14 protein-coding genes and 1 pseudogene are annotated in these 16,954 nt (G+C 47.3%); 10 read left to right on the forward strand and 5 right to left on the reverse strand.

Annotation, left to right across the window (positions count from 1 at the left end; translation table 11 throughout):
• The first annotated feature begins 78 nt into the window (after window positions 1-78).
• From NO352_RS02130 to NO352_RS02160, 7 genes are all read left to right on the forward strand, one after another.
• On the forward strand, window positions 79-750 hold the full coding sequence (locus tag NO352_RS02130) for a succinate dehydrogenase cytochrome b558 subunit (RefSeq protein WP_005551022.1): 672 nt from the start codon (window positions 79-81) through the stop codon (window positions 748-750).
• 16 nt (window positions 751-766) lie between these two features.
• Window positions 767-2,524 (forward strand): succinate dehydrogenase flavoprotein subunit, encoded by a 1,758-nt coding sequence (gene sdhA / locus NO352_RS02135; RefSeq protein WP_005551021.1) that lies wholly within the window; start codon window positions 767-769, stop codon window positions 2,522-2,524.
• Window positions 2,525-2,526: 2 nt separating this feature from the next.
• The gene (sdhB, locus tag NO352_RS02140; protein WP_040736919.1) at window positions 2,527-3,291 is read left to right on the forward strand and encodes a succinate dehydrogenase iron-sulfur subunit; all 765 of its coding nucleotides are present in this window, start codon (window positions 2,527-2,529) and stop codon (window positions 3,289-3,291) included.
• 215 nt (window positions 3,292-3,506) lie between these two features.
• Complete coding sequence (locus NO352_RS02145; RefSeq protein WP_005551019.1) at window positions 3,507-3,866, forward strand: hypothetical protein; 360 nt, start codon at window positions 3,507-3,509, stop codon at window positions 3,864-3,866.
• A gap of 282 nt (window positions 3,867-4,148) precedes the next feature.
• Entirely contained in the window at window positions 4,149-4,979 is an 831-nt protein-coding gene (locus tag NO352_RS02150; protein ID WP_005551016.1) for a metallophosphoesterase, read from the forward strand.
• Between the two features lie 144 nt (window positions 4,980-5,123).
• A complete protein-coding gene (locus tag NO352_RS02155; RefSeq protein WP_289354829.1) occupies window positions 5,124-5,876 on the forward strand; it encodes a metallophosphoesterase family protein in 753 nt (250 codons plus the stop codon).
• 196 nt (window positions 5,877-6,072) lie between these two features.
• Entirely contained in the window at window positions 6,073-7,047 is a 975-nt protein-coding gene (locus NO352_RS02160; protein WP_289354830.1) for a DMT family transporter, read from the forward strand.
• Window positions 7,048-7,333: 286 nt separating this feature from the next.
• Here NO352_RS02160 and NO352_RS02165 read toward each other — a convergent pair whose 3' ends face one another.
• Together NO352_RS02165 and NO352_RS02170 are read right to left on the reverse strand one after the other, a co-directional pair.
• A complete protein-coding gene (locus NO352_RS02165) occupies window positions 7,334-8,146 on the reverse strand; it encodes a histidinol-phosphatase (RefSeq protein WP_289354831.1) in 813 nt (270 codons plus the stop codon).
• Between the two features lie 58 nt (window positions 8,147-8,204).
• Window positions 8,205-9,107: a LysR family transcriptional regulator gene (locus tag NO352_RS02170; RefSeq protein WP_005551008.1), complete on the reverse strand. Its 903-nt coding sequence runs from the start codon at window positions 9,105-9,107 to the stop codon at window positions 8,205-8,207.
• Between the two features lie 320 nt (window positions 9,108-9,427).
• Between NO352_RS02170 and NO352_RS02175 the strand changes: the two genes are divergently transcribed.
• Window positions 9,428-10,738, forward strand: coding sequence for an MFS transporter (locus tag NO352_RS02175; protein ID WP_289354832.1), 1,311 nt, complete (start codon window positions 9,428-9,430; stop codon window positions 10,736-10,738).
• Between the two features lie 330 nt (window positions 10,739-11,068).
• Here NO352_RS02175 and NO352_RS02180 read toward each other — a convergent pair.
• Window positions 11,069-11,320 (reverse strand): annotated as a pseudogene (locus NO352_RS02180) (phospholipase D-like domain-containing protein); the annotation flags it as partial.
• 430 nt (window positions 11,321-11,750) lie between these two features.
• On the opposite strand from NO352_RS02180, the gene NO352_RS02185 reads away from it, so the two are divergent.
• Window positions 11,751-13,316: a Ppx/GppA phosphatase family protein gene (locus tag NO352_RS02185; RefSeq protein WP_289354833.1), complete on the forward strand. Its 1,566-nt coding sequence runs from the start codon at window positions 11,751-11,753 to the stop codon at window positions 13,314-13,316.
• 54 nt (window positions 13,317-13,370) lie between these two features.
• Here the strand turns inward: NO352_RS02185 and NO352_RS02190 are convergent, their stop codons facing one another.
• Window positions 13,371-14,330, reverse strand: a complete 960-nt coding sequence (locus tag NO352_RS02190) for a zinc dependent phospholipase C family protein (RefSeq protein WP_005551003.1) — start codon at window positions 14,328-14,330, stop codon at window positions 13,371-13,373.
• A 319-nt stretch (window positions 14,331-14,649) separates the two neighbouring features.
• Between NO352_RS02190 and NO352_RS02195 the strand changes: the two genes are divergently transcribed.
• Window positions 14,650-15,975 (forward strand): glycoside hydrolase family 125 protein, encoded by a 1,326-nt coding sequence (locus tag NO352_RS02195; protein WP_289354834.1) that lies wholly within the window; start codon window positions 14,650-14,652, stop codon window positions 15,973-15,975.
• An 84-nt stretch (window positions 15,976-16,059) separates the two neighbouring features.
• Here the strand turns inward: NO352_RS02195 and bluB are convergent, their stop codons facing one another.
• A complete protein-coding gene (gene bluB, locus NO352_RS02200; protein ID WP_289354842.1) occupies window positions 16,060-16,722 on the reverse strand; it encodes a 5,6-dimethylbenzimidazole synthase in 663 nt (220 codons plus the stop codon).
• Between the last annotated feature and the right edge of the window lie 232 nt (window positions 16,723-16,954).

The following is a 16,954-nucleotide window of genomic DNA, read 5'->3' on the forward strand; positions in this document are numbered from 1 at the left end:
CGACAAGCGCAGGTAAAATGAGGATGTTTGTTACCAAAATCTACTGGAACACAAAAGGAAAGGGGAACCGGCACGCTTATGAAACGAGGATACTTTTACTCGCGCAAGTTGCACTCGCTTCTTGGAATTATCCCGCTCGGATTCTTTTTTGTCGAGCACATGCTGACGAACTACTCCGCGTTCGAAGGCGGGAAGGAAGCATTTCAAGGCAGTGTCAAATTTTTAAATGAATTGCCGCTAATATTTTTCCTAGAATTGTTCGGCATTTGGCTTCCGCTTCTGTATCACGGCGTATACGGATTGTACATTGCGTACACATCCAAGAACAATGTTGGCAATTACAATTACGGCCGCAACGTAGCCTTTTTGATGCAGCGGATAACGGGTGTCATTACGTTTGTGTTTGTCATTTGGCATGTATACGAAACACGTGTCCAAATTGCGCTTGGAAATATTACGCATGAACAGCTTGGCACATACATGCATGACATTATTACTTCTCCACTGATGTTTATCATATATTTGGTTGGTGCAATTTCTGCATCTTATCACTTTACGAACGGATTGTGGGCATTCCTTGTGAGCTGGGGTATTACAGTTGGTCCGCGCGCACAGAATGTATCCGCAAAAATTTGCATGGGCTTGTTCATCGTTATGGCAATTATGTTCACATTGTCGCTGATCGGATTCCGGTCAGCAGAATTCCAAGCGGCTGAAGCAATTCAATCAATCATTCCATTTATCGGATAAGGGAGGGTGACGCATTATGGCAAAACAGAACATTATCGTCGTTGGCGGAGGACTGGCTGGTCTGATGGCAACGATTAAAGCAGCGGAAGCAGGCGTTCACGTCGACCTTTTTTCTTTAGTTCCTGTGAAACGTTCTCACTCCGTCTGTGCGCAGGGCGGCATTAACGGCGCAGTCAATACGAAGGGGGAAGGAGACTCCCCTTGGGAGCATTTTGATGACACGGTATACGGGGGAGACTTCCTGGCGAACCAGCCGCCTGTTAAGGCAATGTGTGAAGCAGCGCCCGGCATTATTCACTTAATGGACCGCATGGGGGTTATGTTCAGCCGCACGCCAGAGGGTTTGCTGGACTTCCGCCGCTTCGGGGGCACACAATATCACCGCACTGCATTTGCTGGCGCAACAACAGGACAGCAGCTGCTGTATGCGCTTGACGAGCAAGTTCGCCGCTGGGAAGCAGAGGGTCTTGTAACGAAGTATGAGCATTGGGAATTCCTCTCCGCGATCGTGGATGATGAAGGCGTATGCCGTGGCATTACAGCGCAGGACTTGCGCAGCATGAACATTACGCACTTCGCTGCTGATGCCGTTATTTTGGCAACAGGCGGCCCAGGAATTATTTTCGGCAAAACGACGAACTCGGTCATTAATACAGGGACTGCGGCCAGCGCAGTGTATCAGCAGGGTGTTCGCTATGCGAACGGTGAATTCATTCAAATTCATCCAACAGCAATTCCAGGAGATGACAAGCTCCGTCTTATGTCTGAATCAGCACGCGGTGAGGGCGGTCGCATCTGGACGTATAAGGATGGCAAGCCATGGTACTTCCTTGAAGAGAAATACCCGGCATATGGAAACCTCGTTCCGCGTGATATTGCAACTCGTGAAATCTTCCATGTGTGCGTTGATGAGAAATTGGGCATCAATGGCGAGAACATGGTCTATCTCGATCTGTCGCATAAAGATCCGAAGGAACTGGACGTGAAGCTCGGCGGCATAATTGAGATTTATGAAAAATTCATGGGTGATGACCCACGCAAAATACCGATGAAAATCTTCCCGGCTGTGCACTACTCGATGGGCGGCATGTGGGTTGACTACAACCAAATGACGAACATTAAGGGATTGTTCGCGGCTGGAGAGTGTGAATATCAATATCATGGAGCGAATCGACTTGGTGCTAACTCGCTGTTGTCAGCGATATTCGGCGGTATGGTGTCCGGTCCTAAAGCAGTAGAATATGTCCGCGGCTTGAGCAAAGCGACAGAGGATGTATCGACAAGCGTATTTGAGCGTGAGGTGAAGTTGAGAACTTCACAGTATGAGAAGCTGCTGACGATGGATGGCACGGAAAATGCGTACGTAATCCATAAGGAATTGGGCGAATGGATGACCAACAATATGACGGTCGTTCGCTACAATAACAAGCTGGAAGATACAATCAATAAAATAAAAGAACTGAAGCAGCGCTACAGTAATATTAATATGACGGATACTGCGCGCTGGAGCAACCAAGGAGTAGCCTTTACCCGCCAACTGTGGAATATGCTTGAGTTGTCAGAAGCAATGACGAAGAGCGCACTGCTTCGCAACGAGAGCCGTGGGGCACATTACAAGCCTGAATTCCCGGATCGCAATGATGAGCAGTTCCTGAAGACGACAATTGCCTCATGGACTCCAGATGGGCCGGAAATTTCATACGAAGATGTGGACGTATCGCTTATCAAACCGCGCAAGCGTGACTATACGGCGAACAAGAAGAAAGGGGAATAACGATGGTGGAAGCTGTGGCACAATCCAAAAAAGTCAAGTTGATCGTGACGCGTCAGGATGCGCCGGACGCGCAGCCGTACACGGAAGAATTCGAGATCCCATATCGCCCGAATATGAACGTCATTAGCGCATTAATGGAAATCCAACGGAATCCTGTGGATGCATCCGGCAAAACAACTGCTCCGGTATGCTGGGAATCAAACTGCTTGGAAGAAGTGTGCGGAGCTTGCTCCATGGTCATTAACGGCAAGCCTAGACAGGCTTGCTCTGCGCTGATCGATAAGCTCGAGCAGCCGATTCGTATCGCTCCTATGAAGACATTCCCAGTCGTTCGTGACTTGGTTATCAACCGTCAGCGGATGTTCGATGCCTTGAAGAAAGTAAAGGCTTGGATTCCAATCGACGGTACGTACGATCTCGGGCCAGGTCCTCGTATGGCAGAGACGAAGCGCCAATGGGCCTATGAATTGTCCAAGTGTATGACCTGCGGTGTCTGCCTGGAAGCATGTCCGAACGTAAATGAGAAGACGAGCTTCATCGGGCCTGCTCCAATCTCGCAGGTTCGGCTGTTTAATGCGCATCCGACAGGTGAAATGAATAAGGATGAGCGCTTGGAACAATTACTTGATGACGGCGGTATTGAAGGGTGTGGTAACTCCCAGAACTGTGTCCGCTCCTGTCCGAAAGAGATTCCGCTCACAACTTCCATTGCTGAGATGAACAAAGATACAACGAAGCTAATGTTCAAGCGTTGGTTTATGCAATAACTGCAAGCAAAAGCGCCCCTCTGAGGGGCGCTTTTTTATAACTTGTAGAAACAAATATATACAGATACGGTGTGCAGATCGTGAAATAAGCCAGTAAAAAATTAAATAATTTTAAGAAAAATTTGTATTCCAAAATTGAAATATCGATTATAGTATTGGATAACAACTTGAATGTGCGCCGGATGCTTGTGAGATGACTAGGAGGTGCCGAGTTGATGCTCCATTTGCCAGTACAGGACAAGAACAGTTGGGATGAGAACAGCCTCTTCAGCAAGGTGAAACTGCTCGTGGACGAATGGGATCCACTAGGCTTGCGTGCACTTGGCGCGCCCGACGATGAATACGATTGCCTTACCGCGTACATAGTGAAGCTTAGTGATGTCAGCTCGGACATGAAGATGATGGAAGAGGAACTTGAACAATGCATGGAAGAGCACTTTGGAATAGGGCCTTCCATCATGGGGGAGGAACGGCTCCAGCGTTGGAGAATGAGTATTTCAATGTTTTGTAAGCGTTTAGATTGGCTAGTACAGCCGGTAGTCCAGCAATATGCAGAGTATTATACTTCAACATAATGGAAGCGCAATCAATTGAGGCTGATGAACAACATAGGCAATGGACTGCCGACCCTATTATAGCGGTCGGCAGTTGTTATTAAAGCATATTCTACAATGATTTGCATTGAAAACGGTGCTGATTCATAATAAAAGGACAAGATATGATAGAAGCTTATTCTGAAAATAGCGAAGACCGAATGCATGTGATAAAGGCAGGGGATAGCTATAAAATCTCCAATTACGGAAGATATGAAAAAGGACAATTCGGTTGCAAATCCTAGTCGGAGGCGCTTCTTGCGTATGATGACAGGAGCAATTGTGGCGCTGCCGCTAGCAGTTGGGGGCTATGCCAGATACATTGAGCCGACCTATGTTAGGCAGCGCAAGATCGAGTTAGGAATACGTGGTTTACCTCTTTCCTTCGACGGAATGACGATTGCACATCTATCGGATATTCATTACGGCCATAACCTGAATAAATCGAAGCTCGAGAGCATCGTCCAGGATGTACTAGCGAATCGGCCAGACGTCATATGTTTTACAGGGGACATTGTTGATCATGGAGATGTTGTTCCAGCCGAAATTGTATCTGTGCTGCGCCAACTACGGGCGCCGTATGGTTCCTATGCTGTGCTTGGCAATCACGATTATCGGGGGAACGGCGCGCAGGCCGTGCTAAAAGCAATGGAAGAGGCAGATATCCGAATGCTGACGAATGATCATGTGGTACTCAAGCGGAATCAGGATATGCTAGCACTAGCAGGCATTGACGATGCACTGGAAGGTACCCCTGATATGAGGCGTGCTATGCGAGGAATATCGAATACGATGTGCTGCATACTGCTTGCCCATGAACCAGATTGGGGAATGGTTGCTCGCGAGTATAAGGTTGATCTTCAATTGTCCGGACATAGTCATGGAGGACAGGTGCGCTTGCCGCTTATCGGGCCGCTGTTCCTTCCAAAATTAGGAGAGCGATACCCTGATGGATTATATGTGCTAAAACGTGAGAACATGCCAGAACGTCCTCTTCTTATATATACAAGCAGAGGAATTGGTACAACACTTCTGCCCATACGCTTGCTTTGTCCACCAGAATGGACCTTGCTGACGCTAAGGGCGATTGTATAAGAATTAGGCATAATACGGCCGATCAAGGCATAGCAAAGATATATTAGTATGGTTTACACGGCTAGCTATAAATGAGGATTGGTGAAGGACCCCTACATAACCCTATGGGGGATATGAAGGATATTAGGGAGGAGACGAAGCGATATGCAGTCTATAGCTATCATTTCCGATATACATGGGAATTTACAGGCTCTCGAAGCCGTACTTAATGATATTCAGCGACAAGGCGCTGATAAAATATACTGCCTGGGAGATTTAGTGGGGAAAGGGCCGAACCCTGCAGAAGTTGTAGATTTATTGTTCGATTATTGTGATGTCATTGTAAAGGGGAACTGGGACGAGCTTGTCCGTCAGATTCAGGATGACGAACAGTTCAGCTGGCACGCGCAGCAGTTGGGCCAAGAAAGGTTAGGCCGCTTGGAACGGCTGCCGTTCTCGTATGACTTCAATATGAGCGGTCGGCATATTCGTCTATTCCACGCTTCCCCTCACAGTGTGTTCAATCGAGTACAGCCTTGGGATGATAAGGAAAAACGTCTGGGCATGTTCGATTTTACTCCATCACTGACTGAACCGCTCCATCCATGCCAATCACCAGATGTGGTCATTTATGGAGACATTCATAATGCGTTTTTGCAGCATTTTAAAGGTCATACCTTAGTGAATTGCGGAAGTGTCGGCAATCCTCTTGATATGACACAAGCGTCCTATGTGATGTTGCAGGGTCATTTCGGCCAGGTTCAGCAAAGTGAATTTTCGATCCAATTCCATCGGGTTCCCTATGATATTGAACAGGCAGTACGGGCAGCGGAAATGAGTGATGTGCCTGGGGTGAAGCCGTATGTTCGAGAGCTTCGTACAGGGGTATATCGCGGGCTTCAGCAGAATGAAAATTAATTGTTGGAAATGATTGTTGTCTGCATGCTTTCGTGCTAGGATAGAATAGGTTTATGAGATGCCGTCCAGTTAAGGGCGGCATTATTGTTGCACAATTCAACTAGAACGTAATGGGAGCGGATGGAACAGTGATTGACCCATTCGCGCATTATGCACCGGGCGGCGTAAGCCGCATGCAGAAAGGAAGGGTTCATCAGTGACAGCGCAGAAATGGTTTACTCATCCTGTAGGCATGACCGTAAGCGCGATTATCGCTACACTGTTGTGGGGAAGTGCGATGCCAGCAATTAAGCTTGGGTACGAGGCGCTTGGGATTGGCTCGGATGCAGCTAATGAACAGTGGGTATTTGCAGGATATCGATTTGCCCTGGCTGGAATTATGCTTATTTTATTGACTGCTTGTATGAATCGTAGGCCGCGAACTGATCTGAATCGCAGCGGCAAATCTAGACGTGTTGGCTGGCGGGTAACGCGTCTTGCAGTCATACAGACATTTTTACAGTATATCTTCTTCTATATTGGACTAAGCTTAAGCACCGGAATGAAGGGAGCGATTATTTCTGGGGCAACCTGCTTCTTCCAAATGATTGTCGCAAGGATGGTTGATCGCAGTGAAAGCTTCACATTCGGTAAGACACTCGGGTTGTGTCTTGGTTTCGTAGGAGTTATTATTGTGACTTTCAGTAATACAGCCGACGCAGGCATATCCTTTGGCATCGGTGATGTTTGCTTGATTTTATCGGCATTGTTCGGTGCGATAGGGAATGTGCTGGCGCGTTATGAGGCGCGCGAATTGCCGGTATTATGGTTGACGGGACGCCAAATGGCGCTTGGTGGCGTTGGGCTTATTATAGTGGGCGCATGGCGTGCAGGATTTGCCCCTTTCCAATGGGACGCTTCATCTCTGATGCTGCTGTTCTATCTGGCATTCCTGTCGGCAGCAGGATTCAGTCTATGGAATCTAATTATGAAATATAATCAAGTAGGCAAAGTATCCATGTTCCTTTTCCTCATTCCATTGTTTGGGGTTCTCTTATCCGCTTGGCTGTTGAATGAATCGTGGAACGGCGGTACATTGGCAGCTCTTGGACTCGTGGTGGCGGGAATCATTGTTGTCAATCGTTCATCGTCTGGGAAGGCAGCTCGCAAGGCAATTCGGAGAGCAGTTTAACACAGGCTTAATGATTTGTTACACAACGGTAATATTCCTGTTAACGTTAGTTAATGTACAAAGGGTATAGTAAATAGCAAGACCCCCTTTTGATGAATATATATCCCTTGAGACGGATCTGTGAGATACAGATCCCCTTTTTTTTGCCCTGAATTCGGTAGACATATAAAAAATGCACCCAGAACAGGGATAGGCCTTTGAATAATAAAAGCCTATTTTGCTCCGGAAGCATCCTTGTACACATCTATTATGCATAACCACAATCCCATCGTTTTCGACAAGATTGCTATTCAATCGGTACGACTTGCTTCTGCTTCTCTTTATAATACACCCAATAAGTAAAACCAATTTCCTTCAGGCGCGAGCGGACTTCTTCCCAGTCTTCGCCAACACGGGATGGCTTATGCGCATCCGAGCCAAAGGTAACTTCGACACCGTAATGAAGGGCCCGTTCCAAGATGGAATCCGCTGGATACCAGCCTCCGCTCAGCTTCGTTTTCCCAGATGTATTGATTTCGATGGCAACGCCGCATTCTGCAATGACCTTCAAGGTATCGTCAATAATGTCAGGGGTTTGAATATCCGAGAACGGCGGATAATTGCCCTTCATGGCATCGATATGGCCTAAAATTTGAAACATTCCTGTACGTGCCGAGTCACGGATCATCTCGTAATAGGTTCGCTTCTCAGCAATTTGCTGCTCGGCGTTAAGCTTTTTCCATCTATTTTTATTGAAAATGCTGACGCCATTTGTGCTGTGAACGGAGCCTATAATGTAATCGAACGGATATTGTGCAAGTGTCTTGCGATAGGTTTCCGCATGTTCAGGAAAATAATCAGACTCGATGCCCAGCAGTACGTCGATGCGTCCCTCATATTCCTTTTTGAGGCGCAGCACCTCGTCTACATAGTTGCGGAAATCGCTTTTAGCCATCGTAATATTCGGATGTGGATGATCTTCATTCTGTCCGAAGTATGGCGTGTGATCGGATATGCCTATGACTTGAAGGCCATGTGCGATCCCTGCCTCGATGTAATCACGGATGTTGCCATCTGCGTGACCGCAGCGAAAATGATGAGTGTGCAAATCGAATTTCATAGCTTCCCCTCCTATACAATGAGTGGCAATTTTCAACTCTGCGATGTGGTCGGTATGGTTATTCGGAACCGATAAATTGGGCTTCGGGCATACCCTTCAAGTCACTTAAAAATTGCTGCATCGCTGAATTTAAGTAACGGCCTGAGCGATACATAACCCCTACGGGATGCGCGGTTTCGAGCTCATGTATTTGAACGATCTTCAGTGTGCCGCGGCGCAGCTCATTGCTGACAGATAGCTTGGAAATGATGCCTGCCCCGAGATTCAACTCGGCCATCCGCTTGACTTCCTCACTGCTGGACAGCTCCATGACAATATGGGGAGTGATATTGTATTGGCGGAAGATTTCTTCAGCGAACCGGCGGCCTACTGTATCAGGCGACAGCAAAATGAGCGGAACTTCTCTTAGCATATCAACCGTTGCATGCTCATGCTTAGCCAGTGGGTGCTCTGGACAGACGACGAGTTCGAACGAATCATAGTAGAGCACGGACGTGTTCAGATTCGGGTTCTGTTCGTTCAAATATCCGATGCCAATATCAACGGTGCCATTTTCGATATGGGCCATGATCTGTGAGGAAGACATGGACATAATGGTCGTCTTAATGAGCGGGAATTGATCCTGGAAATAGGAAAGAACCCGCGGCAATATTTGAATGGCAATGGATGTTGTTGTACCAAGAACAATATGACCTTGTGGAATTTGGTTCAAATCACTCAGCTTCTGCTTGACTTCGTCGACGATATCTAAGATGCGCGTTGCATGTTCTAAAAATACCTTGCCGCTATCAGTCAGCGTGACAGGTTGATTTCGGTCAATGAGCACCGTTTTGAATTCATCCTCCAAGCTTTTGATCTGAGCGGATACTGCGGGCTGTGTCAGGTTAAGCAATTCACCAGCCTTGCGGAAGCTCATTGTCTTGGAAATGGTGATTAGTGTTTCCAATTGACTTAAATTCATTACTGCTCCCCCTTTCTTGCCTATATGATCATAGGACTCAAGTATGTAATGAGATGGATGTTTCTAGGTGGATATGTAATAACTGATATAGGATATCAGGCGAAAGCTTCAAAACTATTTATCGCTTTTATGGGGCTAATAAAATGTTTTTCTCATTATACATTAGATTAGATGCGGAAGCTATGCTGTCAAACAATGTTTTCCAATACTGCGGCTTATACAAAACTTAATAATTGAACTAGTTGACCATCGTGAGGCCATACCGCACAATGAAATGAAGATATTCTCATAACGTTATGTTGTCGCTTAGGGGGAAAATGATGCGTTCGAAACAAGTACGCAGTTGGATGATGTATGATTGGGCGAACTCCGCATTTGCAACGACGATGTTGGCGGCAGTGCTTCCTATTTTTTATCAATCTGTAGCCGCTTCCGGTCTGCCGAATCACGAAGCGACGAGCTATTGGGCATTTACACAGACGATTGGCATGATTTTTGTTGCGCTGTTGTCTCCGATTTTGGGGGCGATGGCCGACTTGTCTCGCCGCAAGATAGCATTTTTGCGTGTTTTTGCGATTAGCGGCTCGGCTGCATGCATGCTCCTGTTTTTCGCGGGAAATGGAGATTGGCTGTATGTATCTGTGTTGTTTATTTTTGCGACGATCGGTTTTTCAGGAGGCAATACTTTTTATGATTCGCTTCTGCCGGGGATTGCATCGCCAGAAGTGCGGGACGAAGTATCTGCGAAGGGTTACATGTATGGATACATCGGAGGCGGCGTGCTGCTAGCTGTCAACATCGTTATGCTCGAAAAGTGGGAGATGCTGGGCTTCCCAAATAAATTAGTCGCAACGCAGGCCGTGTTTTTGTCTGTTGGCATATGGTGGCTTGCATTTTCCTTGCCGATATTCCGTAATTTGAAGGATCCTGCACGGATAGAGCGGCAATCGATTTCTTATTATACGAAGCAAGGGTTTAGCCGTCTTGCTCACACAATCAAGCGTGTGAAGCATTATCCGGAACTGCTGAAGTATATGGTTTCCTTTTGGTTTTTCAATGACGGCATTTCCACCATTATTGGAATGGCGGCTATTTATGGTGCTGGAATAGGCATTCAGACGAGTCATCTCATTATTTCACTGCTCATTACGCAGTTTGTAGGAATACCGTTTACGTATTTGTTTGCGAAGTTCGCTCGCAGATTAGGCTCCAAGCGTTCCTTGTATGTATCGCTCGGCACGTATATTTTAATTGTTTTCTTCGGCTACTTTATGACAACAGCGCTGCATTTTTACATATTGGCCTTTATGGTCGGGATGGTGCAAGGAGGAAGCCAAGCAGTGGCGCGCTCTGTCTACAGTCAGATGGTGCCAATCAGCCGCGCATCTGAATTTTTCGGATTCCTCAGTCTGTCGAGCAAGGTGTCAGCTTCGATTGGGCCGGCTGTATTTGGCATGGTAGGGCTGCTGACAGGTTCAACGCGTGTCGCGATATTGTCTATTCTTGTCTTTTTCATTATTGGAATTGTATTGCTTGCCTTCGTTGATATTGAGAAGGGACGCAGAGAAGCGGCAATGGAAGAGGGCATGTGGAATACGGATTCTGCTGCAGGCACAGAAATGCCTATGTAGTTAGGTCTGTATGTGTAACATAGTGCGTAACAGACATAAGAACAATATTGACATATAAAAGCTGTCATTGAAGCAGCCCTGTTCCGACATTCGAGGGGTTGTTTTTTTGTTCGTCTCGTTGCGAGGACTGATCAAGAACAATGACCTACTTCTTTGTTCTACTATCCCCTTTGGTTCGTGGAATGAAGGATCTTCTATTCTCGGATTGACGTTCATGCTGTTGACCCTGTCGGAAGCAACATAGAGGTCTTATCCCTATGCTCACTGCTACTGCATCATTAGCAGGGTGGCATGCTGGATAGGGCCTCATTTATTTGGTCTCAGGATTTTTATCCAGTCTGCACTGCTGAGCAGCACTTTTCCCTTGCCGCTATGCTCAAAGTAGAAAATGCGGGTGTGCTCCAGAAAGCGCCCGACAATGCTTCGTACTGTGATGTTGTCACTCAGATTCGGTATCCCTGGGCGCAGGCAGCAGACGCCGCGAACAATGAGTTCGATGCACACGTTAGCCTTGGAAGCTTTGTACAGCAGAGATATGAACTTTTCGTCTACTAGCGCGTTCCTTTTCAGGATGATATGCGCTTTTCTTCTTTCGGGCTGCTTTTTCGTTTCGAGTGAATGAAACTAGATGCATGGCAATGCTCCCATCCCAAACTTATATCAGGTGTCGCAGGCTATTCATGTTTAGGAATGAGCGCAGTCCTAGGTGTGAATACTGCTTCCAGTAGACCCAACAATGCTGTCTCCTGCTAGAGTAATGGAAATGGCAGGCGCAGGTCATAGATTTACAAAAGATTAACATCGTGCAGCGCGCTTTCGGATGGAGTTTTCATACTGGGCATGGCAAAATGAAAAGAACATTGCAAACCTTTTTTCGCATAATCGCGCTTGGTATGCGCTGCAAACAACCATAATCGCAGCATTAGGCTGATTTTCGAGAAAGCGGTATGGCAAGATGATGTCGGGTGCCAAACGTGCTGCGATAAGTAAGGAAGGAGAGAGTAGCCATATAATGCGACCTAAGAAGGCACAGGAAAACAAGGTTCCCGGACAAAATCGCCATCAGGGCATCGTAGATATCGGTTCGAATTCGGTACGTCTCATGATTGCGGAAATTCGTGAGGATATGACTTTCCAAATTGTAGATCAATGGAAGGAAGTCGTGCGCCTCGGAGATGAGTATGATGAAGACGGTGCAATCCCTGAATATAAAATTGATAAATTGATTTCTACGCTTCTATTATTTAAGCAGTTATGCAGCCGTTATGAACCATGCGAGATCATAGCGGTAGCAACTGCTGCACTGCGCAAGGCGACGAACCGTGCTTTGATTTTAAGCCGCATATTGGGTGCAACTCAGCTGTCTGTTCGTGTGATAAGTGGAGAGTCAGAGGCTTATTTAGACTACCTCGCTGTCGTGTCTACGATGAACATTCAGAACGGACTGCTCATAGATATTGGGGGCGGTTCCTTAGAAATGGTGCTTATTCAGCAGCGGGAATTGAAGGAGAGCATCAGTATACCGATAGGCGCACTGACGCTTGCAAGCCAATATGAGGTTAGGGGGGCACTCGAGGCGAAAGAGGAGCAGCGGCTGATTGCCGATATGGAGAAGCTTCTAAGCCAGATTGATTGGCTGCAGCAAGCAGAGGGCTATACGCTAATCGGTGTTGGCGGCACAATACGGACTATTGCCAAGATGGATAAGGCTCAGGTGAAGGTTCCGCTGGCTTCGCTTCACCATTATGTGCTTGAACGGGAACAGGTTAAGCAGTGGCATAAGAGTCTAAAGCCGCTGTTGCTTGAGGAGAGGGAGAAGATTCAGGGGCTGTCCAAGGATCGCGCGGATATATTTATGGGTGCCTTTACGTTCATTAAGCATGTGATGGAACGCTTGGATATGCCAGAATTGATGGTCAGCGCAAAAGGGATACGTGAAGGCGTATTATTCGATATGCTTCAGGGTAATGGATTGACGATCGATGATCCCCTATCCTTATCTATCTCGAATATGATGCGAAGATTCCACTTGCAAGTCGAGCATGCGAGGCGAGTCCATGTGTTGTTCACACGGCTTGTGGAGGATATGGGGGCACTTATGGAGCTGGAGGGGGACTGGTCACAGATTATGTGCGCGAGTGCTATGCTCCATGATTGTGGGATCGTCATTTCTCCGCTTGAACGTGAGCGGCACGCTTTGTATATGCTGCTGCATTCGGACTTGTACGGACTGACTCCCCGTGAACTGGTGCTTAGCGCGTTCCTTGCCTCGGCTGATCAGAAGCTGAAGGCAGGAGAAGCGTGGAGTGACTATGAAGCACTCTTCCATCCAGGGGATAAAGAGGGAGTGCGCACGCTCAGCATATTGCTGCGGCTGGCAATCAGCTTCAACCGTGGAGCGGCGACGGACGTTGCATTAGATGCTTGCGATATTGAGGAGCAGGAGGTTGTATTCCATGTGCGTGCCTCGACTCCGCCACTGCTTGAAGTGTCGGAAGCGTATGCGGTTCGCACGGCATTTCGCAAGCGCTTCAAGCGGGATCTTGTCATCGTAGCTCATGTGACGCAGTCACGCTAACATAATCATAAGGCGCTATGGTGCAGGATGCTCCTGCCCATAGCGCCTTATTTGTTAATGCTCCCAGATTGGGTCTTCGATTATAATTGGACGATCCTGATCAAGCGGTAGTCCTGTTTCGTAAGAGCGGTTGCTGATTGCTTTCTGCAAAGCCGCATACGAGTTGGCAATCGCTCGTTGATCAGCGCCTGGCTCTTCCTTGACGCTCCAATAGACGGCAGCAGCCGATACTGCATGCTTCGCGTCTTCACTTGCCACTTCCCACATCTCCCATATGCTGGTGGTGCGGATCTCGCCTGTTCCTGTTGGATCCGGCCAAGGTCTCTTCGCTTCATTTAACACATCATAGGCTGGAGGATTCCGTTTATATACAAAGGGTTCAATCTGATTAAATGACAGCAGTTGCTTGATTCCGGCCGGATCGTGAAACAGCTTCTGGGCACCTACCATATCTCGGTTCGCATCATTCCAGAATCGGTTCTGAACACGAGCCGACAGCTCCGGGTAATATCGGCTCGTCAATGTTGTGAAGGCAGAAACGATTGCTTTCGGGAATTGCCCCCCAGTGTCAATCTCTTTCCATACCGGTGTATTCCATGTAGCGATCTTGCGCTTGGCATGCAAGATGTGAGTATCCATCAGCACCTCGAATCGTTGATGATCCCACTTGCGAAATCCTGAACGGACGAATACATAAGGATGCATATTCCGATCAAGGATATGGTGCAACAGGAATCCAAGTGCATATACTCGCGAAAGCATATCTCCTTTCGGAACGGAATCTATCAAGTCGAGCAGGAAAGGCCCGCACTGCTTATTGTGCATGGCATTTCCCAACTCATTCATTACTTTATTGCGCTGCCAGGGCAGAAATTGATGATAGAATAAAAAATCCGGCCCTTGGCATCCCATGTTGAACATGCGCTTCTGATCGTCGCGGGAAATCCAATGGGAAATGCCCGTATTGGCTAGTATCTCCTGGCCGAATAATAAATGTGTCCATACGTTAGGCATAATTCTCCTCCTCGTTGCGGGGCATCTCGGTGTTTAAGCGGCTTTGGAAGCTATCGCAGTGGAGATGCTTATCTATCAGTTCACCCGAAATGATGGGCAATGTCAATCCTATACGATGATAGAAAAAGATAGTGTCCGGTTTCTTTATGTGGAACATTTTTGTGCAACATGATGAACTTTCATGATCTGTCTAGCAAGATGAAGCGTTTGCATGTACACTGTAAGGAGCCACGGGGAACAAGCCTGCAATGTGGGGCTCCAAGCAACCGTGACAGTAGAGATATATACATCATGTGGAGAACAGGTGGAGGATAATAACATGGAACAATTTCGTTTGCCCAAAATCGATGTACCTGCATTCGACTTGCCGAAAGCAGTCACCCGCGTTATGGAAGAAGCGGAGCAGAAGCTTGCGCATCGACCTAAGCTGTTGAAGCTGTTCAAGAACTGCTTCCCGAACACTCTTGAAACAACGACAAAATTATTAGATGACGGAACAACATTCGTCTTGACCGGGGATATTCCTGCAATGTGGCTGCGCGACTCCGTAGAGCAGGTGATTCATTACGTACCATTCGCGAAGGACGATAAGGACTTGCAGCGCATTATCGGCGGATTGATCAAGCGTCATATGTTTTATATTAATATTGATCCTTATGCAAACGCGTTCAACGAGACGGCAAATGACTGGCACTGGGATGCCAACGACCAGACTGAAATGTCCCCGTGGGTGTGGGAACGCAAGTATGAGCTGGATTCGATGTGCTTCTCGATTCGCCTTGCCTATATGTATTGGAAAGAAACAGGGCGCACTGACATTTTCGATACGAATTTCAAGTCTGCGATGCGTAAAATTGTGGACGTATGGAAAACGGAGCAGCGTCACTTTGAACAATCTCCATACCGCTTCACACGTGTGAACTGTCCAGCCATTGATACGATTCGCAACGATGGCAAGGGAATGCCTGTGAATTATACAGGAATGACTTGGTCTGGATTCCGTCCAAGCGATGATGCATGCGATTTCCATTACAGCATTCCGTCGAATATGTTCGCAGTTGTCAGCCTGCGTCAAATGCAGGAAATTTCCAAGTACGGCTTCCGCGACGAGGAATTCGTGAGCGAAATGGCGAAGCTGGAAGAGGAGATCAACCACGGCATCCAGCTGTATGGGGTTCACAATCATCCTACATTCGGCAAAATATATGTTTATGAAACGGATGGCTTCGGAAATTCCTGCCTTCTAGATGATGCAGGAACGCCAAGTTTGTTATCGATCCCTTATATTGGATATGCGGCGGCAGACGATCCGATTTATCAAAATACACGCAAATTTATTTTGAGCAAAGAAAATCCGTATTACTTTGAAGGCAAGGTTGCGAAAGGTATTGGCAGTCCGCATACGCCAGACGGTTATGTATGGCATATGGCGTTGTCCATGCAAGGCTTGACGGCTGCAAATGATGAGGAAATGCTTGCGATGATTGATATGCTGGAAGCAACGGATGCAGATACTGGATTCATGCATGAAGGCTTCCTCGCAGACGATCCGAATGTGTTCACACGTCCTTGGTTCGCTTGGTCGAACAGCCTATTCGCACAGCTTGTATGGAAAGCGATGCAGCGCGGATTGCTGGATAAATAAACTAGATTCGTGTTCATCATAAAGAAGCCTTCCATCTCCTTATGTGGGATGGAAGGCTTTGTTGTACCAGTATGATCGGTTTGGTTACAGCAAGCTGGATGAGGTGCCCCACTGGTTATCGTAAACGAGGTGACTTAATACTTTTCGCTTCTCCCAGTTGTAAGCTTCAAGCAGTGGCCGTTCTGGATAGTCCTCAGTATACCCAATGGAGATGAGTGCAGTAGGATCGATATGAAGCGGGATGTTGAGGATGCGCCGAATGTCTGGCTTCTTGTAGAAGCTGACCCAGCCCATTGCTAAGCCTTCGGCATAGGCAGCAAGCCACATATTTTGAATGGCGCAGCTTACGGACATAATGTCGGTCTCAGGAATAGAGTTGCGGCCCAGCACATGATCGCCGCCACGCGAAGGATCGCATGTGATGCAGATTGTGACGGGAGCCTCCAGGATGCCTTGAATTTTAATTTCCATAAATTTAGTGTCGCGATCTGTACCTTCATAATGGATAGCCAAGGCACGGCGTTCCCGGTCTACAACCTCAGCCAGCTTGGCTTTGGTCTCGGCGTCTTTGATCACGATAAAGTTCCATGGTTGCATGAAGCCCACTGACGGCCCGTGATGAGCGGCCTCCAGCAATTTAACCAGCAGCTCATCGGACACGGGCTGTTGAAGGAAGGTGCGAATATCTCTGCGGTTATATATCGCTTTGTAAACGCCTTCTTTTTCCTGCTCTGATAGTCTATTCATCGTCATGAGTTAGGCTCCTTTTCTCGAATTTGCAAGGGATGTCATACTTTTGAATACGATCATCATATGTTTATTATAGCGTACAAGTTATTCATGCTGCGAATCGTGAAATGACAAGGACAGATAATCGCCTTAGTTCCTTTCTTTCTGGCTGGTAAAGGAAGAGGGTCTGCCATATGCAGATATGGCGAGACCCGTCAGTAAACATGATAGTTGATTAAGGACAGCGCAT

Source organism: Paenibacillus sp. S-12, from assembly GCF_030363895.1.
GTDB classification, from domain to species: Bacteria; Bacillota; Bacilli; order Paenibacillales; family Paenibacillaceae; genus Paenibacillus_B; species Paenibacillus_B alvei.

Excerpts from the sequence above, each read along its gene's own strand:
- NO352_RS02145 (WP_005551019.1), top strand. The coding sequence starts at position 3,507 with ATGCTCCATTTGCCAGTACAGGACAAGAACAGTTGGGATGAGAACAGC.
- sdhB (WP_040736919.1), top strand. The coding sequence starts at position 2,527 with ATGGTGGAAGCTGTGGCACAATCCAAAAAAGTCAAGTTGATCGTGACG.
- NO352_RS02155 (WP_289354829.1), top strand. The coding sequence starts at position 5,124 with ATGCAGTCTATAGCTATCATTTCCGATATACATGGGAATTTACAGGCT.
- NO352_RS02175 (WP_289354832.1), top strand. The coding sequence starts at position 9,428 with ATGCGTTCGAAACAAGTACGCAGTTGGATGATGTATGATTGGGCGAAC.
- NO352_RS02150 (WP_005551016.1), top strand. The coding sequence starts at position 4,149 with ATGATGACAGGAGCAATTGTGGCGCTGCCGCTAGCAGTTGGGGGCTAT.
- NO352_RS02185 (WP_289354833.1), top strand. The coding sequence starts at position 11,751 with ATGCGACCTAAGAAGGCACAGGAAAACAAGGTTCCCGGACAAAATCGC.
- NO352_RS02190 (WP_005551003.1), bottom strand. The coding sequence starts at position 14,330 with ATGCCTAACGTATGGACACATTTATTATTCGGCCAGGAGATACTAGCC.
- sdhA (WP_005551021.1), top strand. The coding sequence starts at position 767 with ATGGCAAAACAGAACATTATCGTCGTTGGCGGAGGACTGGCTGGTCTG.
- bluB (WP_289354842.1), bottom strand. The coding sequence starts at position 16,722 with ATGAATAGACTATCAGAGCAGGAAAAAGAAGGCGTTTACAAAGCGATA.
- NO352_RS02130 (WP_005551022.1), top strand. The coding sequence starts at position 79 with ATGAAACGAGGATACTTTTACTCGCGCAAGTTGCACTCGCTTCTTGGA.
- NO352_RS02195 (WP_289354834.1), top strand. The coding sequence starts at position 14,650 with ATGGAACAATTTCGTTTGCCCAAAATCGATGTACCTGCATTCGACTTG.
- NO352_RS02165 (WP_289354831.1), bottom strand. The coding sequence starts at position 8,146 with ATGAAATTCGATTTGCACACTCATCATTTTCGCTGCGGTCACGCAGAT.
- NO352_RS02170 (WP_005551008.1), bottom strand. The coding sequence starts at position 9,107 with ATGAATTTAAGTCAATTGGAAACACTAATCACCATTTCCAAGACAATG.